General features: G+C 42.3%; 31 protein-coding genes. 28 read left to right on the forward strand and 3 right to left on the reverse strand.

All coding sequences use genetic code 11. The features are described 5' to 3' along the window. The first annotated feature begins 22 nt into the window (after nt 1-22). The 4 genes from C6N34_RS13450 to C6N34_RS13465 all read left to right on the forward strand — a co-directional run bounded on the left by C6N34_RS13450 (nt 23) and on the right by C6N34_RS13465 (nt 2048). Nucleotides 23-1045, forward strand: coding sequence for an Rpn family recombination-promoting nuclease/putative transposase (locus C6N34_RS13450; protein ID WP_236107096.1), 1023 nt, complete (start codon nt 23-25; stop codon nt 1043-1045). Nucleotides 1046-1226: 181 nt separating this feature from the next. Continuing rightward, entirely contained in the window at nt 1227-1520 is a 294-nt protein-coding gene (locus tag C6N34_RS13455; RefSeq protein WP_115538184.1) for a DUF29 domain-containing protein, read from the forward strand. 71 nt (nt 1521-1591) lie between these two features. Next, nucleotides 1592-1780 carry a DUF4160 domain-containing protein gene (locus C6N34_RS13460; RefSeq protein ID WP_187706426.1) on the forward strand — a complete coding sequence of 63 codons (189 nt, stop codon included), beginning with the start codon at nt 1592-1594 and terminating at the stop codon, nt 1778-1780. After that, nucleotides 1764-2048, forward strand: coding sequence for a DUF2442 domain-containing protein (locus C6N34_RS13465; protein ID WP_006277523.1), 285 nt, complete (start codon nt 1764-1766; stop codon nt 2046-2048). Before C6N34_RS13460 ends, C6N34_RS13465 begins: the two co-directional genes overlap by 17 nt. Before the next feature lie 290 nt (nt 2049-2338). On the opposite strand, the gene C6N34_RS17250 is transcribed toward C6N34_RS13465, so the two are convergent. Further along, entirely contained in the window at nt 2339-2482 is a 144-nt protein-coding gene (locus tag C6N34_RS17250) for an HNH endonuclease (protein ID WP_115538187.1), read from the reverse strand. 189 nt (nt 2483-2671) lie between these two features. On the opposite strand from C6N34_RS17250, the gene C6N34_RS13470 reads away from it, so the two are divergent. The 16 genes from C6N34_RS13470 (at nt 2672) to wbuZ (ending at nt 16290) form a co-directional block, all read left to right on the forward strand. After that, complete coding sequence (locus tag C6N34_RS13470; protein WP_057176834.1) at nt 2672-2866, forward strand: FAD-dependent oxidoreductase; 195 nt, start codon at nt 2672-2674, stop codon at nt 2864-2866. Then, complete coding sequence (locus C6N34_RS17030; RefSeq protein WP_255356404.1) at nt 2863-2997, forward strand: hypothetical protein; 135 nt, start codon at nt 2863-2865, stop codon at nt 2995-2997. The genes C6N34_RS13470 and C6N34_RS17030 overlap by 4 nt, the downstream gene beginning before the upstream one ends. 210 nt (nt 2998-3207) lie before the next feature. Next, complete coding sequence (locus C6N34_RS13475) at nt 3208-4041, forward strand: hypothetical protein (RefSeq protein ID WP_236107098.1); 834 nt, start codon at nt 3208-3210, stop codon at nt 4039-4041. Between the two features lie 586 nt (nt 4042-4627). Next, nucleotides 4628-4867, forward strand: coding sequence for a hypothetical protein (locus C6N34_RS13480; RefSeq protein WP_057176835.1), 240 nt, complete (start codon nt 4628-4630; stop codon nt 4865-4867). 14 nt (nt 4868-4881) lie between these two features. Beyond that, a complete protein-coding gene (locus C6N34_RS13485; RefSeq protein ID WP_236107089.1) occupies nt 4882-5163 on the forward strand; it encodes a DegT/DnrJ/EryC1/StrS family aminotransferase in 282 nt (93 codons plus the stop codon). 445 nt (nt 5164-5608) lie between these two features. Next, complete coding sequence (locus tag C6N34_RS13490) at nt 5609-6553, forward strand: DUF4351 domain-containing protein (protein WP_236107100.1); 945 nt, start codon at nt 5609-5611, stop codon at nt 6551-6553. 6 nt (nt 6554-6559) lie between these two features. Next, a complete protein-coding gene (locus C6N34_RS13495) occupies nt 6560-7546 on the forward strand; it encodes an Rpn family recombination-promoting nuclease/putative transposase (protein WP_236107102.1) in 987 nt (328 codons plus the stop codon). A 136-nt stretch (nt 7547-7682) separates the two neighbouring features. Then, nucleotides 7683-8375 carry an IS1 family transposase gene (locus tag C6N34_RS13500; protein ID WP_141302948.1) on the forward strand — a complete coding sequence of 231 codons (693 nt, stop codon included), beginning with the start codon at nt 7683-7685 and terminating at the stop codon, nt 8373-8375. Between the two features lie 520 nt (nt 8376-8895). Next, the gene (gene pseB, locus C6N34_RS13505; RefSeq protein ID WP_115538922.1) at nt 8896-9912 is read left to right on the forward strand and encodes a UDP-N-acetylglucosamine 4,6-dehydratase (inverting); all 1017 of its coding nucleotides are present in this window, start codon (nt 8896-8898) and stop codon (nt 9910-9912) included. A gap of 4 nt (nt 9913-9916) precedes the next feature. Beyond that, nucleotides 9917-11089, forward strand: a complete 1173-nt coding sequence (gene pseC, locus C6N34_RS13510; protein WP_115538921.1) for a UDP-4-amino-4,6-dideoxy-N-acetyl-beta-L-altrosamine transaminase — start codon at nt 9917-9919, stop codon at nt 11087-11089. A gap of 26 nt (nt 11090-11115) precedes the next feature. Then, the gene (locus C6N34_RS13515) at nt 11116-11883 is read left to right on the forward strand and encodes a cytidylyltransferase domain-containing protein (protein ID WP_236107105.1); all 768 of its coding nucleotides are present in this window, start codon (nt 11116-11118) and stop codon (nt 11881-11883) included. A 167-nt stretch (nt 11884-12050) separates the two neighbouring features. Then, the gene (locus C6N34_RS13520; RefSeq protein WP_115538920.1) at nt 12051-12668 is read left to right on the forward strand and encodes a pseudaminic acid biosynthesis-associated methylase; all 618 of its coding nucleotides are present in this window, start codon (nt 12051-12053) and stop codon (nt 12666-12668) included. Between the two features lie 45 nt (nt 12669-12713). Further along, on the forward strand, nt 12714-13865 hold the full coding sequence (locus C6N34_RS13525) for an N-acetyl sugar amidotransferase (protein ID WP_115538919.1): 1152 nt from the start codon (nt 12714-12716) through the stop codon (nt 13863-13865). Between the two features lie 205 nt (nt 13866-14070). Then, nucleotides 14071-14838, forward strand: a complete 768-nt coding sequence (locus tag C6N34_RS13530; RefSeq protein ID WP_115538918.1) for an SPASM domain-containing protein — start codon at nt 14071-14073, stop codon at nt 14836-14838. Between the two features lie 43 nt (nt 14839-14881). Continuing rightward, the gene (gene hisH, locus C6N34_RS13535) at nt 14882-15523 is read left to right on the forward strand and encodes an imidazole glycerol phosphate synthase subunit HisH (protein ID WP_115538917.1); all 642 of its coding nucleotides are present in this window, start codon (nt 14882-14884) and stop codon (nt 15521-15523) included. After that, on the forward strand, nt 15517-16290 hold the full coding sequence (wbuZ, locus tag C6N34_RS13540; protein WP_115538916.1) for a glycosyl amidation-associated protein WbuZ: 774 nt from the start codon (nt 15517-15519) through the stop codon (nt 16288-16290). The genes hisH and wbuZ overlap by 7 nt, the downstream gene beginning before the upstream one ends. A 63-nt stretch (nt 16291-16353) precedes the next feature. Here wbuZ and C6N34_RS13545 read toward each other — a convergent pair whose 3' ends face one another. Both C6N34_RS13545 and C6N34_RS13550 read right to left on the reverse strand, forming a co-directional pair. Beyond that, nucleotides 16354-16860, reverse strand: coding sequence for a transposase family protein (locus C6N34_RS13545; RefSeq protein ID WP_236107109.1), 507 nt, complete (start codon nt 16858-16860; stop codon nt 16354-16356). Next, nucleotides 16857-17249 (reverse strand): helix-turn-helix domain-containing protein, encoded by a 393-nt coding sequence (locus C6N34_RS13550; protein ID WP_072149145.1) that lies wholly within the window; start codon nt 17247-17249, stop codon nt 16857-16859. The genes C6N34_RS13545 and C6N34_RS13550 overlap by 4 nt, the downstream gene beginning before the upstream one ends. Nucleotides 17250-17604: 355 nt before the next feature. On the opposite strand from C6N34_RS13550, the gene C6N34_RS13555 reads away from it, so the two are divergent. From C6N34_RS13555 to C6N34_RS13585, 8 genes are all read left to right on the forward strand, one after another. Beyond that, nucleotides 17605-17775 carry a PIN domain-containing protein gene (locus C6N34_RS13555; RefSeq protein ID WP_220272375.1) on the forward strand — a complete coding sequence of 57 codons (171 nt, stop codon included), beginning with the start codon at nt 17605-17607 and terminating at the stop codon, nt 17773-17775. Between the two features lie 16 nt (nt 17776-17791). Continuing rightward, nucleotides 17792-17932, forward strand: a complete 141-nt coding sequence (locus C6N34_RS17255; RefSeq protein ID WP_407928747.1) for an N-acetylneuraminate synthase family protein — start codon at nt 17792-17794, stop codon at nt 17930-17932. Beyond that, nucleotides 17896-19254 (forward strand): aminotransferase class III-fold pyridoxal phosphate-dependent enzyme, encoded by a 1359-nt coding sequence (locus C6N34_RS13560; protein WP_220272376.1) that lies wholly within the window; start codon nt 17896-17898, stop codon nt 19252-19254. The genes C6N34_RS17255 and C6N34_RS13560 overlap by 37 nt, the downstream gene beginning before the upstream one ends. A gap of 3 nt (nt 19255-19257) precedes the next feature. After that, nucleotides 19258-19944, forward strand: coding sequence for a PIG-L deacetylase family protein (locus tag C6N34_RS13565; protein ID WP_115538092.1), 687 nt, complete (start codon nt 19258-19260; stop codon nt 19942-19944). Next, complete coding sequence (gene pseG / locus C6N34_RS13570) at nt 19928-21496, forward strand: UDP-2,4-diacetamido-2,4,6-trideoxy-beta-L-altropyranose hydrolase (RefSeq protein WP_115538093.1); 1569 nt, start codon at nt 19928-19930, stop codon at nt 21494-21496. Before C6N34_RS13565 ends, pseG begins: the two co-directional genes overlap by 17 nt. Before the next feature lie 17 nt (nt 21497-21513). Next, the gene (locus tag C6N34_RS13575; protein ID WP_115538094.1) at nt 21514-22104 is read left to right on the forward strand and encodes a formyltransferase family protein; all 591 of its coding nucleotides are present in this window, start codon (nt 21514-21516) and stop codon (nt 22102-22104) included. A gap of 417 nt (nt 22105-22521) precedes the next feature. After that, nucleotides 22522-23433: a DUF2887 domain-containing protein gene (locus C6N34_RS13580; RefSeq protein ID WP_115538095.1), complete on the forward strand. Its 912-nt coding sequence runs from the start codon at nt 22522-22524 to the stop codon at nt 23431-23433. Nucleotides 23434-23760: 327 nt separating this feature from the next. Continuing rightward, on the forward strand, nt 23761-24183 hold the full coding sequence (locus tag C6N34_RS13585; protein WP_236107111.1) for a GNAT family N-acetyltransferase: 423 nt from the start codon (nt 23761-23763) through the stop codon (nt 24181-24183). Nucleotides 24184-24186 lie beyond the last annotated feature (3 nt).

A 24186-nucleotide genomic window follows, 5' to 3' on the forward strand; every position in this document is an offset into this window, starting at 1 on the left:
AAAATCCATTGTGTGATTATTTATGGTAAAAAAATCAGATATTGGCGGTAAACGTTTAATTGGACTTAGTCCACAAGCTTGGGGGCGTTGGGTCACGGGGGATAAAACGATCAAAGTTCAGGAAATTATTAACAGTGAACTTCAATGGATCGAGCGGGAAAGTGATGTTTTGCTCAAGGCCCATAGTCCTGAGTGTGGCGATTTTATTCTACTGAATGAGCTACAACTGCGACATGATGCTAAGATGCCCCGACGAATGCGAGCTTATGCTGCTCTAGTAGAGGAAAAGTATGGGCTACTAGTCTATCCAGTGGTCGTCAATATTCTTCAACCTGGGCCGACGGAGATAATTCGCAGCCGTTATGAGTCCGAAATTATGGGTTGTAGGGCCTATCAGGACTATCGGGTGATTAATTTGTGGGAGATTGAGGCGGAGACGGTGTTTGAGCAAAATCTGTCTTCCTTGCTACCGTTTGTCCCAATTTTGAAGGGGGGTAATAGTGAGGTAAATCTGCGTCAGGCTCTACTCAATCTTCGCAAGAATCAAGTGTTGGGGGATTTGGAGCCGTTGTTGTCTTTTTTTGCTAGCTTTGTATTTGATATCCCTTTAGTACAACAAATGATGAGGTGGGACATGACGGTATTACGTGAATCGCCCTGGTACAACGAAATTCTTAAGGAAGGTCTTCAGAAAGGTCGTCAGGAAGGTCTTCAGGAAGGTCTTCAGGAAGGCGAACTTCGAGGAGAACAACGTGGAAGACAAGAAGGTCTTCAGGAAGGAAGACAAGAAGGAAGACAAGAAGGAAGACAAGAAGGACAGCGAAAGATAATATTACTGTTGCTGAATCACAAGTTTGATGGAATCGAGTCACCTGTGGTGGAAAGGATAAACAGACTATCACTAGAGCAATTAGAAGCAATGGGTGAATCTTTACTGGATTTTAGACAGATTTCTGATTTAGAAGCGTGGTTAAAAGACGCAGAAAAATCCAATGATCTAAAACCACAAGTTGATATCCAAAATGGCAATCAACTGGATGTGTAATCGGTTACAGTGTCTACAACGAGCGATCGCAAAGCAGATCTCCTGTAAGGAGTGCTTCGCAATCGCCCTTTTAAACCGTTCATGAAGTGGGATTCGTTTTAAACTCAACCTACCAAGTGTTATACTTAATTAGATACTAATACGGCGAGCGAGGCGACCTGCCATTTTTGAGGTATACACGATGCAGATTATCGATTATGAAGCCGACTTTTATGCTTGGGCAAGCCAGCAGGCAGAACTTCTGCGACAACGGCAAGCGAGTTTCTTAGACTGGATGAATCTCGCTGAAGAAATCGAAGCAATGGGTCGTTCAGAAAAACGCCAGCTTGCCACTCGCCTGGAGGTGCTCATCATGCATCTGCTAAAGTGGCACTATCAGCCCAATCTCAGATCTCAGAGTTGGCAGTTGACCATCCAAGAACAACGCCTGCGGTTAGGCAAGCTTTTGCAAGAAAACCCGGTGCGTAATATGTGATAATAATTGAACCTAGTAGCGAGAATTTGACAATGCCGCGAGTCGCTTTTTTCTTTGGAATTTCCATTTATATGTACATGGATGACCATGGGATACCTCATTGTCATGCCATGTATGGAGATTTTGCCGGTTCATTTAGCCTTGAAGACGGTGAACCTCTAGCGGGGGAGATGCCCCCTGCTCAAGCAAAAAAAATCAAAATATTTATACTGAATAATCAAGTAGAATTACTGGAGAAATGGCATGAACTCTCAGATTAAAACTCCCTGGCTAAAAGCGATAAAGGTAGTTCCTTTGGATGGTTTTCGTTTGCAGGTCATCTTTGAAAATGGGCAAGAGATGAGGCTTTCCCTGGAAAAATTAATTCAAACCCGAGAGCGTTACTGGCGTCTAAAGAGTCCTCGTTATTTTCGTCAGGCTCAGATAGATACACTAGGGGGGATTTGCTGGCCTGAAGGGGAAGATTTGGCACCGGATGGATTGGAACGGTATCTGATAATAGATACAACAAACTCACATATACCATAATTTAGCCAGTAACACTTCTATCTCAATGACGATAAATTTAGACCTCGGGGGTGGTAGTTAACAGGAGTGTGTGCAAAGGCAATCTCCCATAAGGAGTGCTTCGCGATCGCCCGTAGAGAGTGCTTCCTAATAGCCCTTTTAATTTGAAACAAATTCACATACACCATAATCGCCCACAGCAAAACCAGTCGGTTAAAACCGACTTGAGCTGTCGGGTAAGGGTTGGACATCACTATCCTTCCCTCCCCTAAGAACCGGACTTGACGGTTTCCCATCATCCGGCTCAAGCCTTACTTCAAGCCTTTCAACTTGGGTTTTGAGTGTACCTGTTTATGACACGCTGAGTGCAAATGCTTCAGGTTTTCTATGTCGTCCAGACCACCTTTTGCAACAGGTACTATGTGGTGGGTTTCGATTCCATCTCCATTTACGATTACCTACGACAAAACCGGTCGGGTTTAACCGACTTGGGCTTTGAGACCGAGAATTGATTCCCGGTCTCCCCCACGGACAGTCTCCAGGTTTGGATTAACTCAACCAAGTCACGGGTAATTCCTTCCCAATCGCATCCCCCTCTTACTAAAAAGCGATCTCCCATTTGGTTTTTCTCAACTCAACCTACAATGACCCATATAGACAAATCCTGTGACATCTTAATAGTCGGAGGTGGTATTGTCGGTTTAGCTACAGCCTTCCGTATTTTCCAATCCCGCCCGGATCTCCGATTAGTCCTCCTAGAAAAAGAATCCACCCTGGCTAAACATCAAACCGGCAATAATAGCGGTGTCATTCACTCCGGTCTCTATTTAAGTTGGTGACTACGGGGTTTAGTCCTCAGTATTCGGTGGATGATGCTATTGAGGAGATTATTGCTAAGTATCAATCAGGAGAATTGGTGGAGAGCGATCGCTGTTATACTGTGAGATGGATGAAGCAGTTGAATCTTTGAAATCATCAGAGGTCTGTTGTTATATTGACTAACTCAGAACTTTGTGGCACACAAAAGCATTGTTTGGAAAACTAACTGGCGATCTCGCGAGTGCGAGTGCTTCGCAATCGCCCTTTTGATTTAAAATAAATTCATATAAACAACTCCTGTGGTTGAGCGGAGTCGAAATCAGCTAAGCTGATGTGTAAGAGTATATTGGAGCGGGAGAATATGGCGACTACTGCTGATGAGGTATGGAAACTGCTGGGAGAACTTATTGAGTCTCAGAAAGAGACGGAACGGAAATTCCAAGAAACAGAACGTCTCTTGCGTGAGCGGTCCCAAGAAACAGAACGTTTCCTGCGTGAGCAGTCCCAAGAAACGGATCGGAGGTTCCAAGAAACAGAACGTCTCTTGCGTGAGCAGTCCCAAGAAACGGATTGGAAGTTCCAAGAAACAGAACGTCTCTTGCGCGAGCAGTCCCAAGAAACGGATCGGAAGTTCCAAGAAACAGAACGTCTCTTGCGTGAGCAGTCCCAAGAAACGGATCGGAAGTTCCAAGAAACAGAACGTCTCTTGCGCGAGCAGTCCCAAGAAACGGAACGTTTATTACGTGAAGAATCCAAAAGGGTTAATAACCAAATTGGTCAATTAGGCAATCGACTGGGAGAGTTCGTCGAATCACAGGTGCGTCCAGCAGCGGTGAAATTATTTCAAGAAAGAGGTATAGCGGTCAAAGAAATAGCCAGCAACACTTATATCCAAACGGGAAAAGAAGGATTAGAAATTGACCTATTAGTTATTAATAGTTCTGATATTATTTTAATTGAAGCGAAAAGTAAAGTATCAGAAGATGATGTCAATGAACATTTAGAAAGACTATCAAAATTCAAGCGTTTCTTCCCCAGGTATGAAAGTTACCGGGTATTGGGAGCAGTAGCGGGAATGGTAATTCCACTGGATGTTTCTCGTTATGCTTATCGGAAGGGATTATTTGTAATTGGGCAGTCGGGAGATAATTTAGTCATTCTCAATGACGATAAATTTAGACCTCGAGGGTGGTAATTAGCAGCAGTGGGTGGAACCATATCCCATAGGGAGTGCTTCGCAATCGCCCTTTTGATTTAAAATAAATTCATATAAACAACGCTGTTGAGGGGGTCAAAACCGGTTGACCCGATGTGTAATCGAAATCTGTAATGTTAAACCATCAGGTTTGTAAAGAAATGTAAATTAATCCCTATAGCTTCTTGACTTATGCAACAAATCTGATATCATTCTGGCATGGGGTAATTAATTGCCTCGTATCCAAATAAAATACAAGCTAAATCATAAGGTGCAGAGCTTTGACGGTCTACATGATCTCAGTTCGTGCTAACCAGACTCACCCACAGCTAAGAGAGTCGAGTGGTATGGCTTTTCTGTATCAATTTTAACCTATAACCAATAATCACCCACGGCAAAACCGGTCGGTTTTAACCGATGATCTAAGACCAAAAATGGCAATCAACTGGATGTGTAATCGGTCACAATGTCTACAACGGGCGATCTCGCGAGTGCTTTGCGATCGCCCATAGGGAGTGCTTCCCAATCGCCCTTTTAATTTGAAATAAATTCATATAAACAACGCTGTTGAGGGGGTCAAAACCGGTTGACCCGATGTGTAATCGAAATCTGTAATGTTAAACCATCTTACCAATCTTTTAATACTCCTATATCAATCATTCGTCCTTTTAATACCTATGGACCTCGACAATCAGCACAGCTTGTGGGATGGGAACCTTTATATGGTGGGCGTGAGGGATTTAAGCAGGGTTTGGCAGAAACGGCAGAATGGTTTATGAACCCGACAAATTTGGCAGGGTATAAGAGCGATCGCTACAACATTTGAGGGTCACTGGGGAAGTGGAAAAACTGGAACAGAATTTTTTATGCGGGCTAAAAGCTGTATTGGGAGAGCCGAATCCTTTTGTGCCACTCCATGAGCCTGAGTTTATGGGTAATGAGTGGGAATTGGTCAAAAATTGCCTTGATTCCACCTTTGTTTCGTCTGTTGGTAAATACGTTGATCGCTTTGAGGTCATGCTGGCGGAATATACAGGAGCAAAATATGCTGTAGCGGTAGTAAATGGCACTGCTGCTCTGCATATCGCTTTGTTATTGGCAGGGGTTAGACCGGTGCTTTGAAGTTGCATTTATATATATCCCGTTGGTTTGTTGGGTTTCGTGCCTCAACCCAACCTACGATTACCCACGACAAAACCAGTCGGGTTTAACCGACTTGCGCTTTGAGACCGAGAATTGATTCCCGGTCTCCCCCACGGACAGTCTCCAGGTAAGAGTTGATTCAACCCAATAATAGTTAATTCCCCAGCGAACGCCCATAGGAAGTGCTTCGCGATCTCGCAAGTGCGAGTGCTTCGCAATCGCCCTTTTGATTTGAAACAAATGTTGAGTGGTGTAAAAACCACTTAAGCTAATGTGTAATAAGCCATCAGCTTTGTAAATAAATGTAAATTAAGCACCATATTCTCTTGACTTGTGTACCAAATACGAGTTTAAAATAAACTGCGATCGCTTAATGGGTGACACAAAGAAATTTTGAGAGGAAAGAACAAGGAAGATTAAGAGAATGACCCGATTCATTCACGACCAATTTGCCAAGGACTACTTAGAGGAAATACTCAGGCCCTATGGAGAAATAGAATCTTTTAAGCGAGTTCCAGGAGAAGTTAGACAAATAGACTGTTTCTTTTCTCCAGCAGGTGAAAAAATCACCAAACTATCGGGTTTAGGTGTACTAGGCAGTTTTGCCAGATTGCCAGGGATATTTGAACCATTTAGGAATGCAGCATCAGAGGAAGAAATATGTGATTGCATATTGAAGCTACTGGAAATAAGAGGGTTAATGCAAAGGGAAGCAAAGCGAGATAAAAGAAAACTAGACAAAGAAAAAGTTCCCTATCTGTGGATTCTGACACCAACAGCCTCAAAGAAAATACTAAAAGGGTTTAATGCTGTTGCAGAAAGCAATTCCTGTCAAGGAGTGTACCATTTAGGAAAAAGTCTGAGGACAAAGATTGTAGCGATTCACCACTTACCAAACACGCCGGAAACATTATGGCTAAGAATATTGGGAAGGGGGAAAGTACGAACAAAAGCAATTGATCAGTTAGAAAAACTGACAGAAGATCACCCATTACGAAGAAAGGTGCTAGAATTGCTATATACTTTGAGACAAAACTTGGAGCAAAGTGGAAAAGCTGAAGAAAGGGAAGATAAGGAGTTAATTATGAGGTTAGCACCACTGTACCAGCAAGATATAGAAAAAGTGAGACAAGAAGGTCTTCAGGAAGGCGAACTTCGAGGAGAACAACGTGGAAGACAAGAAGGACAGCGAAAGATAATATTACTGTTGCTGAATCACAAGTTTGATGGAATTGAGTTACCTGTGGTGGAAAGGATAAACAGACTATCATTAGAGCAATTAGAAGCAATGGGTGAATCTTTACTGGATTTTAGAAAGATTTCTGATTTAGAAGCATGGTTAAAAGACGCAGAAAAATCCATTGTGTGATTGTTTATGGTAAAAAAATCAGATATTGGCGGTAAACGTTTAATTGGACTTAGTCCACAAGCTTGGGGGCGTTGGGTCACGGGGGATAAAACGATCAAAGTTCAGGAAATTATTAACAGTGAACTTCAATGGATCGAGCGGGAAAGTGATGTTTTGCTCAAGGCCCATAGTCCTGAGTGTGGCGATTTTATTCTACTGAATGAGCTACAACTGCGCCATGATGCTAAGATGCCTCGACGAATGCGAGCTTATGCTGCTCTAGTAGAGGAAAAGTATGGGCTACTAGTCTATCCAGTGGTCGTCAATATTCTTCAACCTGGGCCGACGGAGATAATTCGCAGCCGTTATGAGTCCGAAATTATGGGTTGTAGGGCCTATCAGGACTATCGGGTGATTAATTTGTGGGAGATTGAGGCGGAGACGGTGTTTGAGCAAAATCTGTCTTCCTTGCTACCGTTTGTCCCAATTTTGAAGGGGGGTAATAGTGAGGTAAATCTGCGTCAGGCTCTACTCAATCTTCGCAAGAATCAAGTGTTGGGGGATTTGGAGCCGTTGTTGTCTTTTTTTGCTAGCTTTGTATTTGATATCCCTTTAGTACAACAAATGATGAGGTGGGACATGACGGTATTACGTGAATCGCCCTGGTACAACGAAATTCTTAAGGAAGGTCTTCAGAAAGGTCTTCAGAAAGGTCTTCAGAAAGGTCGTCAGGAAGGTCTTCAGGAAGGCGAACTTCGAGGAGAACAACGTGGAAGACAAGAAGGACAGCGAAAGATAATATTACTGTTGCTGAATCACAAGTTTGATGGAATCGAGTCACCTGTGGTGGAAAGGATAAACAGACTATCACTAGAGCAATTAGAAGCAATGGGTGAATCTTTACTGGATTTTAGACAGATTTCTGATTTAGAAGCATGGTTAAAAGACGCAGAAAAATCCAATGATCTAAAACCACAAGTTGATATCCAAAATGGCAATCAACTGGATGTGTAATCGGTTACAGTGTCTACAACGAGCGATTGCGAAGCAATCGCCCTTTGCAGGTCATCTTTGAAAATGGGCAAGAGATGAGGCTTTCCCTGGAAAAATTGGCGTTGCATAATAGAGGTATGAATTGAGGTAATCTACTGTGCATTGTCCAAACTGCGGGTCTTCCAAAATCAGAAAGAATGGCAAACGTCGAGGTAAACAAAATCACATTTGTGTTGATTGTGGTCGTCAATTTATCGATGTCTATAGTCCACCTAAAGGCTATTCAGAAGAAGTTAAACAAAGTTGCCTGCGCTCTTATGTTAACGGTATGGGATTTAGAGCAATTGAACGCGATAAAGGCGTTCATCATACAACTATTATTTACTGGCTAAAACAAATTGGTTCCATACTTCCAGATGCTCCACCAGTTGAGGAAACACCCTTGGTAGGTGAGCTTGATGAGTTGGAGACCTTTGTGGGATCAAAAAAAAACAAAATATGGTTGTGGACAGCAGTAAATCACTTCCGTAAAAATATCCTGGCTTGGGTTGTGGGAGACCACAGCTCACAAGCATTTCAACCTTTGTGGGACATCGTTAAACTCTGGCAATGCTTTTTTTATGTTACTGATGGGTGGAGGGTTTATCCGAGTTTTATTCAGCCAGAGGATCATATTGTGAGCAAAACATATATGACTAGGGTAGAGGGTGAAAATACACGTTTACGTCACTACTTAGCGCGACTACATAGAAAAACGCTATGCTATTCAAAATCTGTAGATATGCTTAGGTATTCAATTAAATTATTACTTCACTATTTAAAGTATGAAGTAATACCCGCGTTTAGTTGATTCATCCCGCAAATATGCAACGCCATTAATTCAAACCCGAGAGCGTTACTGGCGTCTAAAGAGTACTCGTTATTTTCGTCAGGCTCAGATAGATACACTAGGGGGGATTTGCTGGACTGAACCCGATGTGTAATCGAAATCTGTAATGTTAAACCATCAGGTTTGTAAAGAAATGTAAATTAATCCCTATAACCTCTTGACTTATGCAACAAATCTGATATTATTCTGGCATGGGGTAATTAATTGCCTCGTATCCAAATAAAATACAAGCTAAATCATAAGGTGCAGAGCTTTGACGGTCTACATGATCTCAGTTCGTACCAACCAGACTCACCCGCAGCTACGAGAGTCGAGTGGCACGGGTTTTCTGTCTCAATTTTAACCTATAACCAATAATCACCCACGGCAAAACCGGTCGGTTTTCAACCGATGATCTAAGACCACAAGTTGATATCCAAAATGGCAATCAACTGGATGTGTAATCGGTCACAATGTCTACAACGGCGTAACTTTAAACTTAATGAAAATTACTCAAGAAACTTCCATTCTACTCACAGGTGGTACCGGTTCCTTTGGCAAGAAGTTTGTGGAAATGCTGCTCCAACAATTCCCAGATATTCATCGCTTGGTGATTTATTCTCGGGATGAACTCAAGCAGTATGAAATGGGTCTTCAGTTCTCTGACATGCAATATCGAGGACTACGCTATTTCTTGGGGGATGTTAGAGATAAACAACGGTTAGTCCGTGCTTGTGAAGGTATAGACATCATTGTTCACGCCGCTGCCCTAAAACAAGTACCTACTGCAGAATACAATCCCATGGAATGTATTAAAACTAATGTTCTAGGCGCTCAAAATGTAATTGAAGCTGCATTGGATACTGGTGTAAAGCAAGTGGTAGCCCTATCTACTGATAAAGCCGCCGCCCCCATTAATTTATATGGAGCAACAAAGCTCTGCTCTGATAAATTGTTTGTTGCTGCCAATAATATCAAGGGGAAAAGAGATATTTCCTTTAGTGTGGTGCGTTATGGCAATGTTATGGGATCTAGGGGATCAGTGATTCCTTTTTTCCTCCAACAGCGTCACCAAGGAGTGTTACCTATTACCGATCCACAGATGACCCGGTTTAATATCACCTTAGAAGAAGGGGTAAAAATGGTGTGGTGGGCAATTGAAAACGGTTGGGGAAGTGAGGTCTTTGTCCCCAAAATTCCTTCCTACCGCATTACTGATGTGGCTACAGCTATTGCTCCTCAAGCTGAACAAAGAATAGTGGGCATTCGTCCAGGAGAAAAAATCCATGAGGAAATGATTACTAGTAGTGATAGTTACACTACCTTCGATTTAGGTTCTTATTATGCGATTTTACCCAGTCAGGTGGATAATAATTTACAAGAGCATTTTTTAAAAAATGGAGCAGTGAAGGTAAAGCCAGGTTTTAGTTATAATTCTGGTGATAATGATGTGTTTTTAACTGTGGACGAACTTAGACAGTTGATTCGTCATCATGTTGACTGTGAGTTTGCTATCTAAATAAATGAATTCTTTTATCCCCTATGGTCGTCAGAATATAACTAAAGCAGATATTGCTGCTGTAGTTAAGGTCTTAGAAAGTGACTGGCTTACTCAGGGACCTACGATCCCCATGTTTGAGGAGTATGTTGCTACTGTATGTGGTGCCAGCTATGGTGTGGCAGTTAATAGTGCCACTTCCGCATTACATATTGCCTGTTTGGCTTTGGGATTGGGGAAAGGAGATATTCTCTGGACATCTCCAAATACTTTTGTTGCTTCTGCCAATTGTGGCTTGTACTGTGGTGCGGAAGTGGATTTTGTAGATATTCATCCCCATAGCTACAATTTAAGTGTTGATGCGCTGGAACAAAAGCTCGTTCAAGCCGAGCGGCAAGGGAAATTGCCCAAGGTGGTTGTACCTGTTCATCTTGCTGGTCAGTCCTGCGATATGGAAAAGATTGGGGCTTTGTCCCGCAAGTATGGTTTTAGGATTGTGGAGGATGCTTCCCATGCTATTGGTGCCAAATATCAAGGCAGTTCCGTAGGAAATTGTCAGTTTTCGGACATGACAGTGTTTAGTTTTCATCCTGTAAAAATTATTACCACCGGAGAGGGGGGGATGGTGGTGACAAATCAGCAGGACTTGTATGAAAAGCTGATTCGCTTGCGAACCCATGGTATTACCCGCAATCCAGATCTGATGCAGGGTAAGTCCCATGGATTGTGGTACTACCAGCAGCTGGATTTGGGATTTAACTACCGCATGACGGACATTCAGGCGGCCTTGGGTTTGAGTCAAATGCAGCGTTTGGATGATTTTGTGTCACGACGTAGGTTTTTGGCAGCTCGCTACAATCAGTTGCTTCAAGACTTTCCTCTGGTTTTACCCTGGCAACATCCTGAGACTGAGTCCAGCTGGCATCTTTATGTTATCCGGTTAAAGTTGGATAGGATTGCTAAGACTCATACACAGGTTTTTGAGGAATTGCGGCGAGCTGGGATAGGTGTTAATTTACACTATATTCCTGTGCATACTCAACCCTATTATCAGGGTTTAGGGTTTAAGTGGGGGGATTTTCCCGAGGCTGAACAATACTATCAGGAGGCTATTAGTATTCCTTTGTACTATGATTTAACGGAGGAAAATCAAGAGCAGGTTGGGAGTGTTTTGAGGAAAATTTTGAGTGAAGGGTGAAGAAATAGGAAAGTTCGACCATGAATATGCAAACCTTAGAACCTAATTTTCCTTTAATAAAAACTGTAATAATTGTTCAAGCCAGGATGACCTCTACCCGATTACCGGGAAAGATACTGAAGCAGGTGTTGGGTAAACCCTTGCTCCAATACCAAATTGAGAGGTTGCAAGGGGTCAAACTAGCTGATGAAATAGTCATCGCGACAACGACAAATAAAACTGATGCTCCTATTATTGACTTATGTGATCGCCTCTCAGTCGCTTACTTTCGAGGTTCTGAAGCTGATGTTTTAGAAAGATATTATCAAGCTGCTGTGGCACATCAAGCAAAAGTGGTGGTTCGCGTGACTTCTGATTGCCCTCTAATTGATCCTCAAGTGGTTAATAGGGTAATCGATTACTACCTAAAAAACCATTCACAATATGACTATGTGTCTAACAGCTTAGAACGCACTTACCCCAGAGGGATGGATACTGAAGTCTTTCCATTTTCAGTGCTACAAGAAGCTTTTGTAAGGGCTAGGTCACAACCAGACCGCGAGCATGTTACGTCTTTTATTTATAGGCAACCACTACTATATCGTTTGGGTCACGTTCTTTATTCCCAAGATTGTAGTCACCACCGATGGACCGTCGACACCGCCGAAGATTTTGAGTTGATTCAGAAAATCATTGAAGCAGTTTATCCCAATCTACCTAATTTTACATTAGAAGATTGCTTGCGACTGCTGGGAGAACGACCAGAATGGTATCTTATTAATAGTCATATAGGACAGAAGAAGTATGGAGAGTGAATCTTTTTGACCTTAACAGGTGGTAAAAGGATAGTCTCCAAATAATTTAAACGCTAGAAAGATCTTCTGAGGTGATTAGAATTTCTCGGAATTAGGCGAAAAAATTGTTGATTGAGAATATACATAATTTGTTATTGCAGATTGGAAATGACCCTTGGAGTATAAACATGAACTATAAAACACAGCAAGAACAATTTTGGGCAGGTGATTTTGGTACAGACTATATTCAGCGTAATCAAAGCGAACAATTGCTTGCATCTAACTTAGCCTTTTTCTCAAGAACGCTCTACGCCGCTAAGGGTATAAGAAACTGTATAGAGTTTGGCGCTAACATTGGCATGAATCTAAAGGCTCTCAAATTGCTTTACCCTGGCATTGATTTGCACGGAATTGAGATTAATCAACAGGCCGCCAGAGAACTAACCAATGTCATTCCTGCAGAGCATGTATATTCAGAATCAATACTTGAATTTTGTCAACCGCGTCACTGGGATCTTGTTCTTATCAAAGGGGTTCTTATTCATATCAATCCGGAATACTTACCCGTTGTCTATACTAAATTAAATAATGCCACTAGTAGATACTTATTAATTGCAGAGTATTACAATCCCTCGCCAGTTGCCATTCCCTATAGAGGTCACTTAGATCGCTTGTTTAAGCGAGATTTTGCTGGTGAAATCTTAGATCGCTACCCCGAATTCAGTCTAGTTGACTATGGCTTTTTTTATCGTCGCGATCCTAACTTTCCTCAAGACGATATTACTTGGTTCCTACTTGAGAAGTAGAAATACTGACCATAAAACACATTATAACAAACAGGAGACAATCTTATGCTCACCTACTGTAAACGTTGCGTGATGCCATCTACCAAGCCAGATTTATTTCTGGATGAGGAAGGTGTGTGTAACGCTTGCCGCAGCTATGAACGACGCAGGGAAGTGGACTGGGATGCCCGGTATAAAGAGCTAATTTTGTTACTGGACAAGTATCGTTCTAGAGATGGTACTAACTGGGATTGTATCGTTCCGGTCAGCGGTGGTAAGGATAGCACCTATCAGGTTGTGAGAATGCTACAACTTGGTTTAAATCCACTTTGTGTAACTTCAACAACTTGTGATCTATCCCCTATAGGTAGGCGAAACATTGAAAATCTCAAGCAATTAGGAGTAGATTATATTGAGGTTACACCAAATCCTTTGGTGAGGTCTAAACTCAATCGTATAGGACTGACTCAAGTAGGAGACATATCCTGGCCGGAACATGTGGGTATTTTTACTATACCGGTGCGCGCTGCTGTCCAATTTAATGTTAGTTTGATTATATGGGGTGAAAACTCACAAAACGAGTATGGTGGTCCTGCTGCTGCGTCAGAAAACAATGTACTTACACGGAGATGGCTAGAGGAGTTTGGCGGTTTATTAGGGATGCGTGTATCGGATCTGATTGGACAAGACGGAATTGAAGCAAAGCATTTGATTCACTACACCTATCCAAGTGATGACGAGCTGGCGCGGGTCGGTGTGACGGGGCTTTTCCTTGGTCATTATCTACCTTGGGATGGTTTATCTAATGGGCTGATTGCCATAGCTAATGGTTTTACAACTTACTCTAAATCCGTTGAAGGATCGATGGTTAATTATGAGAATTTGGACAATCACCAGACCGGTATTCACGACTATTTCAAGTTTTTAAAGTTTGGCTTCGGACGCGCTACGGATCTGGCCTGTTTACATATTCGAAGAGAACGTCTAACTCGCCAGGATGGCTTAGACATAGTGAAACGTCTTGATGGTCAATTTCCCTGGGAATATTTGGGTAAGTCCCTTGAGGACATATTACGTCCTTTGGGTATGACGGTTCCAGAATTTACTACTGTGTGCGATAGATTTACGAACAAGAAAATATTCAAACGAGATGTTTCAGGATCTCTGATTAAGGATAATGATGGAAACTTAACCAAGGTTAATTACGACAACTTATGAGACTTTATAAGCACTTTTCAGCAACGCCAACAAATCTTAGTAATGCTTGGGAAAAACAAAATGCCAAAACTAAAGGTTGTGAGAATCGAACCTGCAAGCAAGTGTAATCTTGCATGTAGTCATTGCCCAACTGGGACTGTTGAAATGACTCGTGACATCATGAGTGATATAATTTTTGAGAAGGTTTTAGAAAATTTGTCGAAGTATGTCGAAGTATAAAGATGAAGTTGAAGTTGTAGTTCTATATCATGGTGGCGAACCTCTTTTAAACAAATCAATTTGCCAAATGATTACTGCTATTAAGTCTATAAAACCCTTCTTTATAAAAATGGTTTCCAATGCAATGCTTTTGAGTCAAAGCAAGTGTGAATCCTTACTATCTACTCCTCTAGACGTCATTGAGTTTAGCCTTGATGGTTTAAATAAAAGTGAAAATCAACAGATACGTGTAAACTCTTCATCTTCACGAGTAATAAACAACATCACTCACTTTTTAACTAAAAAGGAAGAATTAAGACATCCAATCAGAGTGGCAATTTCCACAACACAATTTTTAGATTCAGAGAAATTCAAGAGAAATTCAGAGATTCAACCAGAAGTTCCAACATGGTTAAAAGAAATCTTTGAGGATAAAGTGGATGAATTTAAGCCCACATATGCAATGGTCTGGCCACATATGAATGTATCTGAAGAATACACGGTTTGGGAAGTTGATGGGACAGATTCAGTTGAATGTGATCATATTGAACACACTCTGACTATTCGTGCAGACGGTACAATAGTTCCCTGCTGTTATGATCTGACATCAAAACTGCCTATGGGAAATATTCTCACTGACGACATAAAAGAATTATTTACGGGTAGTAAATATCAGTATTTAAGAGAACTGATTATGAACAAGAATTATCCTGATCTATGTGCTAATTGTAATGTAGTGCGTCCCAGAAAGTATTTAGTTCCAAGGTGGCGATGACGTTCCCTCGAACAAGCAGATTGTTTTTTTCGGGTGACAATTTATGAAGGTAGGAATTATTGACTACGGTGTTGGTAATCTGGGGTCTATTGCAACGGCCGTTGAACAGCTAAGGTCTAAACCTGTTCTAATTGACCGTGCCATTGATCTCCATGCAGTTGATGCACTTATTTTACCTGGCGTTGGTAACTTCACTGACTGCATGCAAGTTTTGGTAAAAGGAGGTTGGGTAGATGCAATTAAAGAAGAAGTCACTAGCTATCACCGACCCTTATTAGGAATTTGCCTTGGCATGCAACTCCTGGCCAATGTTGGTTTGGAGGGTGCATTAGATTCGACCACTGGGACTGAAGGCTTGGGGTTGATCCCTGGACGAGTGGTGAGTCTTAAATCTCAAGGCTGTTCTTTGCGAGTTCCTCATGTGGGCTGGAACAACATTACTAAGCTAGACTCGAAACTATGTCTTTTAAATGGCATTAGTGATGGTACAGACTTTTACTTTGTACACAGCTACGTGTTTATGCCAGACGAACAAAGTACTGTGCTGGCGAGGGCTGAATATGATATTTCATTTACGGCAGCAATAGGACTCGGAAGGGTCTGGGGTACACAATTCCACCCAGAGAAAAGTTCTCGGGCTGGGATACAACTTCTACGTAATTTTCTTGATGGTCAGCCATGCTAAAAGTGCGGGTAATACCAACCCTGTTGTGGAAACAGTTTGGACTGGTCAAGGGAACTCGATTTAATAGTTGGCGAAGAGTAGGTTCAGTTTTACCCGCAATTAAAGTGTACAACCAGCGTGATGTTGACGAGTTGATATTGGTGGATATTACAGCCAATACTACGGGTGAATCTCCCGATTTTGAATCCATTGCTGACTTTAGTCAGGAATGCTTTGTGCCTTTTGCAGTCGGTGGTGGAGTCACTAATATTGATCATGTTCAAAATCTACTTCGATCAGGTGCTGACAAGATTGTAGTTAACACAGCAGCTTACAGTTCACCATCCTTAATAACTGATATAGCACGTCGTTATGGGACACAGTGTGTTGTGTCAAGCATTGATGTAAAGCGTAAATCTAGGAGTGATTGGATTTGCTTTAGCCATTCTGGTTCTAAGGATACGGGACGAGAAGTCGTTTCTTGGGCACGAGAACTTGAGGATCGCGGTGCTGGTGAAATACTGATCACATCGATTGATAATGACGGTATGATGCAGGGGTACGACCTTAGTTTAATTGAGACTGTAAGCCAATCAGTAAAAATACCCGTTATTGCTTCTGGTGGTGCTGGTAACTATAATCATATGATTCAGGCAATAAAACAATCAGGTGCTTCTGCTGTTGCTGCTGCAAGCATGTTCCATTTCACAGAACAGACTCCAGCAGGTGCGAAAGAGGCCATGAAAAAGGCAGGTATACCAGTTCGTCTAAACTTTGCTACAACATAATAGAGCTGTTGGGAAATAAAAGCATATTTCCGGATGACAGAACTTCCCCCATCCCGATTGAATTTATGCTGCATCTAAATAGAAGTTCCATAGCCCTGCACTGACCAACATCAATTGATCATCAAAATCGGTCACACGATTCCTATATACAGAATGTACACAGTTATATCTCTTAATTCCAGAGTGAGCGTGCTCACACACAACTCGCTGACGACTGAGTTCTCGATTCTCCTCCTTTTGCTGCTGTGTTAACTCCTTACCTTTCGGTTTCTTGTGTGGTAAATGGACATTGACAAATTCTTTCTCCAACCCATGAAAACCCAAATCTCCCTCTATTGCTACTTCATCAGGAATGTATTGCACTATCTCTGATTCATGGAGTAGCCGTTTGTCATGCACTTTACCTGCTCTGGTTTTCGTCCGAATAATCACTCGTTTCTCCCTTGTGCTGACTGTAATCTGCTTGCATGTATGCCGCTTTTTCTTGCCAGAGTAATACTCTTTTTGGCGTTCTCGGTTTTGAGGACGCTGGACTGGACGCTCCGTACCATCCACAATCACCTCCTTCACATCTGGAAACCTTTTGGTGAATTCCTGCTCCTGAGTTTGCGTGCTGGCAAAACTTGCTTTTCTCCTAAAGTGGTTTCTAGCACAGACAGTAGTCGATGTACCCAATCATGAGCACAGGAGCGGTCAAAGTTGAACAACACACTCAGCAAGTCAAACGTCGGATAACATTTGCAGTACAGCAGGATATAAAATAGTTTTTCCTCTATACTTCTGAGTGTAGGCTTGCGTCCGCCCCCGGGCGCACGTTTGCGGTTTGCTAAGGAGTTGAACACGGTGCGTTCATAGGTATCAGCAAACTGAGATAACAGCTCGTTGAATGCTTGGCGGTTAAGTCCAGTCATTGCTCGTAGCAGTCGCTCTTGATTCAGGACGCGGTCTAACTTCAACATTAATGTCACCCTACTTGTCTGCTTGATTATTATCCCTTATTTTCCAACAACTCTATTAAACTCAACCTACGGTATAATACAGTATAGTGTTGATAACGACCATAGAAATTTTGTAGAGACCATACATACAAAGTCTACACAAGAGTTCTAAATAGACATCTCCGGAAATAGCCAAAGCGTTACCAATACTACTTTTTAAGGTGAGACACCCCAATACAAAAGTAGCTAACTGGTATGCTAAAATAAGCGTTAGAGATGCCTCTTGTTGGGAATTAACCAAAAGATAACACCTATGTGAGATAATTTATTTTTAGCCAAGTCCAAATCTTGATAACTAAAATAAGTAGGTTCCCATATGGATGTCCAAATTTGGATAAATCTCGCACTTCAACATCCAAAAATTCAACTGTTAGCTTTAACACCAGAAATTGCGGTGCTGTCAACTAGATTACCAGGGAATTTTCATGGTGATCCAGCAGATCGATTGATTGTAGCCAGTAGTTTAGTTCACCAAAAGTTTCCTTGAAGTAGACATATCATACATAAAAAGCGATCGCACTCTCCCTAGTCCGGAGCATCAGGCCTCCTTAGAACCCCAAGAATTAAATCAGCTGGTACGACAAATTCGAGATTTACCCAAACTATTTTGCGCTGTTCTGAGTGTGGCGATTTTATTCTACTGAATGAGCTACAACTGCGCCATGATGCTAAGATGCCCCGACGAATGCGAGCTTATGCTGCTCTAGTAGAGGAAAAGTATGGGCTACTAGTCTATCCAGTGGTCGTCAATATTCTTCAACCTGGGCCGACGGAGATAATTCGCAAGGGTTGTCATGTTTGGGATCTGGACGGCCGAGAATACATTGATATGTCCATCATGGGCATTGGGACTAATATACTGGGTTATGGACACCCAGAAATAGATGAAGTGGTACATAATACCGTTAGCCTGGGGAATATGTCTACACTGAACTGCCCTGAAGAAGTATATTTAGCAGAGCGTTTGGTAGAATTACATCCTTGGGCTGATATGGTGAGATTCGCCAGGACCGGGGGTGAAGCCAATGCCATTGCTATTCGGATTGCCCGTGCTGCTTCAGGAAGGGATAAAGTTGCTATTTGTGGTTATCATGGCTGGCATGATTGGTACTTAGCTGCTAACTTGGGAGATGAGCAAAACTTAGCGGGTCATCTTTTACCAGGTTTAGAACCCAATGGAGTCCCCCAGGATCTGCGGAATACAATTTACCCTTTTAACTACAATCACTTTGATGAGTTAGAAGCTCTGGTGAGAAATAATGATATCGGTGTCATCAAAATGGAGGTTTCTCGCAGTGAGGGTCCCCAAGCTGGTTTTTTGGAAAAGGTGAGACAACTGGCCACCGATAAAGGAATCGTTTTGATCTTTGACGAATGTACTTCTGGATTTCGCCAAACTTTTGGTGGACTTCACAAGCTGTATGGTGTGGAGCCAGATATGGCGATGTTTGGTAAAGCCCTAGGCAATGGTTATGCCATTACGGCTACAATCGGAAGGCGTGAGGTCATGGAAGCGGCTCAAACCACATTTATCAGTAGTACCTTCTGGACAGAACGCATTGGACCCACAGCTGGTCTAAAAACTCTAGAAGTTATGGAACGGATCCAATCCTGGGAACAAATTACTCAGACAGGCAAAAAGATTGGTGAAAGGTGGAAAAAATTAGCTGATAAGTATGGTTTAAATCTAAAAGTTTCAGGCTTACCCGCATTAATTGGGTTTAGTTTCCCTGGTTCGAGAATGTTGGAATACAAAACACTGATTACACAAGAAATGTTAGCCCAGGGTTATTTAGCAGCTAATAGTGTTTATGTCTGCACAGAACATACTCAACAAGTATTAGATGGTTATTTTGATGCCCTTGATCCTGTATTTAGTTTAATTGCAGAATGTGAAGCAGGTCGAGACCTAACAACATTGCTCAAAAGTCCAGTTTGTCACAGTGGCTTCAAGCGCCTAAATTAGAAAATGGTTAAGTCTATACTTGTTATAGCTGCTCACCCAGATGATGAAGTATTGGGCTGTGGAGGTGCGATCGCATCTTACACTGCTCAAGGGGTGCCAGTAAACATTATATTTTTAGCTGATGGCATTTCTTCCCGCGATGCCCACAACATATCAGAGCTGGAATGTCGTCACCTAGCTGCCAAAAAAGCAGCACACTGTTTGGGAATTTCTGACATCAGTTTCAGTGATTTTCCTGATAACCAACTGGATACAGTTCCCCTATTATCAATAGTAAAACAGGTAGAACAGGCGATCGCTCGTTATAGACCGGATACAGTTTTTACCCACCATGTTGGAGATGTAAACATAGATCATCAAAAAGTACATCAAGCGGTAGTGACAGCATGTCGTCCCCAACCCCAACATCCGGTCAAAACTCTCCTATTTTTTGAAGTAGCTTCCAGCACTGAGTGGCAACCCCCCGGATCGGCGCCCAATTTTCAACCCAACTGGTTTATAGATATTTCCCATACCTTGACCTTAAAACAGCAAGCGTTGGCTTTTTACAAGGAGGAGTTGCGTCCTTTCCCCCATTCCCGCTCTCAAGAAGCAGTTACCGCTTTAGCACGATGGCGTGGAGCAACAGTGGGAGTGAAAGCAGCAGAAGCCTTTATTCTAGGGAGACACCTGGATGAAAGTAGCCATTAGAGTAGACTCTTCCCATCCCATGGGGTCTGGACACTTAGTGCGTTGTCGCACCTTAGCAGAGGAATTACGCCTTCGAGGTGCGGATGTGAGATTTATCTGTCGGGATCACCCCGGTAATTTAGTCCACCTGCTTACCCGATCTGCTTTTTCTGTTACCGTTTTACCAGCACCGCCACTGTGTGAACCAACAGCAGAATACTACACTCAGTGGTTAGGAGTCAGTTCAGAAACCGATGCAGCAGAGACCATAGAAGCTTTAGAGGGAGAAATTCCCGACTGGTTAATTGTAGACCATTATGGCATAGACCAATTTTGGGAGAGGAAATTGCGCCCCCATGTGGGTAAGATTCTAATCATAGACGACTTAGCTAATCGCCCCCATGATTGTGATGTGTTACTGGATCAGAATTACCAGTTACCCAATCATAGTTATGAGAAATTAGTACCTAATGATTGTCAATTGCTTTTGGGTTGCCATTATGCCTTACTGAGTCCCGAATATTGGCAATATCGTCAGACCTTAGCTTCCCGTAATGGTAAATTAGAGCGAGTGCTGATTTTCTTGGGTGGTACTGATCCGCAAAACATTACAGGTAAAGTCCTATCCGCCCTGTCTGCTCCAGAATTTGCCTTCTTACATTTGGACGTAGTAGTAGGTTCTAGTAATCCCCATAAACTACTATTACAACAACAAATTCAACAGCGTCCTCGAACCAATTTTTATGAAAACCTTCCTCACCTAGCCCAGCTAATGGCTCATGCGGATTTAGCCATTGGAGCTGGAGGTACAACTACTTGGGAAAGACTGTGTTTAGGATTACCTAGCCTAGTCATTAGTATTGCGGAAAACCAAGTTCCAGCTTGTTTGGCTTTGTCGGATGTGGGGGCCATTATTTACCTAGGCACTGCCAATACAGTCAAAATAGAGGATATACAAAATTCAATAAGTTCGCTGTTTCATAATACCGATACCCTAGAGAAAATATCTTATGGATGTAGACACTATGTAGATGGGTTAGGAGCGAAAAGAGTTACAGAGTATTTGAAACCGACTCATCAAAATCAACTAAGGCTAAGGCGAGCAAGAATAACAGATAAGTGGTTTTATTATACTTGGGTAAATGATATAGAAGTGCGTCGTCAGTCTTTTAATTCAGAACCTATCAGTTGGCAAGAACATGAAGCTTGGTTTGACAGAAAAATAGCAGATAATGATTGTTACCTTTGTGTATTAGAAGCATCCGACCTACCGATTGGACAAATTCGTTTTGACCTAAAAGATGAAGAAGCACTAATTGACTATTCCCTAGATACCCTAGTAAGAGGAAGAGGTTGGGCTACCTCTCTTGTAAAAATGGGGGTAGATACTTTAGACTCTCTTAAACCCAAATACTTAAGAGCGGATGTAAAGTCTGATAATCCAGCATCGAGTGCGGTGTTTTTGCGCCTAGGTTTCCAAGAGGAAGATCCGTCATTCAATCAGAACCTTCAATCAGAACCTTCAATCAGAACCTTTCGCTTACCATTCTATCCGACAGTCAAAGTTGGTTAAACAACTACATTGCCCAATTGTTAACAGACTGGTTAGAGGAAGGTCATCATGTTAAGTGGACACACCACATCAGAGACTTGCAAGGTGGGGATCTATGCTTCTATCTCAGTTATGGCAAGATTGTTCCTCCGTCTGTTCTGTCACAATTTAAACACAACCTAGTAGTGCATGAGAGTGAACTACCGCAAGGTAAAGGTTGGTCACCGCTGACCTGGCAAATTCTGGAAGGCAAAAATGACATTCCTGTAACCTTGTTTGAAGCAGCAAAACAGGTAGACAGTGGGAATATATATTTACAGCAATGGTTACATTTCCAAGGTCATGAAACCATAGATGAGCTGCGCCACGCCCAAGCCCAGTCCACATTAGAATTGTGTAAGGAATTTGTCAGAGAATATCCCGACATATTAAAAAGAACTCGACCTCAAGTGGGTAAATCCTCATTCTATCCCCGTCGAACACCCCAAGACAGTAAGCTGGATCCGCATATTTCCATAGGTGATCAGTTTAATTTACTACGGGTGGTAGATAATGAACGTTACCCGGCATTTTTTGAGTGGGCAGGTCGATTGTACGTAGTTAAAATTTATGTTCAACCTGCTCTGTGACTCGACTTTAGAACCTACCTCCTGTTTCATCGTAGTCTCAAGACGAAGGAGATGATTATGCAGTTAATGAGTCATAATTTTTACAACAGGTGATTGCGAAGCACTCCCTACGGGAGATCTACTTTGCGATCGCCCATAGGGAGTGCTTTGAAGTCGCATTTATATATATTCCGTTGGTTTGTTGGGTTTCGTGCTTCAACCCAACCTACGATTACCCACGACAAAACCAGTCGGGTTTAACCGACTTGGGCTTTGAGACCGAGAATTGATTCCCGGTCTCCCCCACGGACAGTCTCCAGGTAAGGGTTGATTCAACCCAATAATGGTTAATTCCCCAGCGAGCTCCTGTAAGGAGTGCTTCGCGATCTCGCAAGTGCGAGTGCTTCGCAATCGCCCATTTAATTTAAATTCACATATATGAAAACGGATAAATGGTTTTATAAATTATTTTTGTTACAACCGGGGATGCTGGCGGAGTTAATCCCTGGGGTAGATGCCCATTGGCAGTTTAGTTATAGCGCCCAGGTAATAAAGGAAACTGAATTTGATTTTGATGGCATTTTTACACCGCTAACGGATGACCCTACAGTCCCCATAGTGTTTGCAGAAGTCCAGATGCAAACAGAAAAGAATTTCTACCGACGATTTTTTGCTGAGATTTTTCTTTACTTAAAACAGTATGAAGTAAATCGCCCGTGGAAAGGTTTGTTGATTTTGCCCAGTCGAGGCTATAATGTGGGTGCGGAGTTACCTTACCGAGAGTTGTTGGAGCGAAGAGTAACGCGGCTGTACCTAACGGATTTGAGGGAAAGGCAAAACCTGAGTCCCAATTTTACCTTGTTACAGTTGTTAGGAACGAATGAGGAGGAGAGTGGGGAGATAGGTAAGGAACTGTTGCAAAGTGCAGAAACGGAGCCAGAGTTTGAGCATCGGTTGAGTTTGATAGAGACTATACTAGCAAATAAGTTCCCAGATTTGACGAAGGAGATGATTATGCAGTTGCTGGATTTGAAACAAACGGATATTACCCAGTCTCGTTTTTATCAAGAGATTCGTCAGGAGGGTCTCCAGGAAGGTCGCCAGGAAGGTATCCAGGAGAGTCTCCAGAAAATGGTGATTCGCCAACTAACTCGGCGACTGGGGGAGTTGTCGGAGCAACGGTTGGGACAGATCCGGCAATTGTCAGTACCTCAATTAGAAGCACTGGCTGAATCTTTACTGGACTTTAGACAGATTTCTGATTTAGAAGCATGGTTAAAAGATTCACAAAAGTTCAATGATCTAAAACCACAAGTTGATATCCAAAATGGCAATCAACTAGATGTGTAATGAGTCATAATTTTTACAACTGGCGATTGCGAAGCACTCCCTACGGGAGCTCTACTTTGCGAGATCCCATACGGAGTGCTTTGGAATCGCATTTATATATATTCCGTTGGTTTGTTGGGTTTTCTCAACCCAACTACAAGCACCCACGACAAAACCAGTCGGTTGAAAACCGACTTGAGCTTTGAGACAGGGAATTGATTCCCGGTCTCCCCCACGGACAGTCTCCAGGTAAGGGTTGATTCAACCCAATAATGGTTAATTCCTTAGCGAGCTAGGAAGTGCTTCGCGATCGCCCTTTTGTTTTAAAATAAACTTAACTCATATATTATGTTGCAAGCCACCACTATACACATTTCTTATAAAAACAATTTACACAATATACTCCCAGATATAAAAGAACTACTGGACACTTGTTATCCCCGACCACCACGTAATGTTTTTTACCTCCTGATAGAGAAATACTGTGTTGGATTTCCTGTTTATATAGCCAGTGACAACTTTAACAGAATTGTCGGATTTACCTACCTAGCTATCAACAGCAAGGGGGGAACTCTAGAATCCTTAGCCGTGCATCCCGACTTCAGAAATCAAAACCTAGGTTCCCAGCTAGTTAACACCCTTCTCAAGGAGAATAAGGGAGTGATTCAAATTACGACCCGTGTTCCCAAATTTTTTGAGAAACTGGGCTTTGAGTATGTAAAAACCCTTCCCGACCAATCGCACTACATGATAAATATCAACTTTAGTTAAACA

Origin of the sequence: Cylindrospermopsis raciborskii Cr2010, from assembly GCF_003367075.2 — a bacterium.
Classification (GTDB): domain Bacteria; phylum Cyanobacteriota; class Cyanobacteriia; order Cyanobacteriales; family Nostocaceae; genus Raphidiopsis; species Raphidiopsis raciborskii.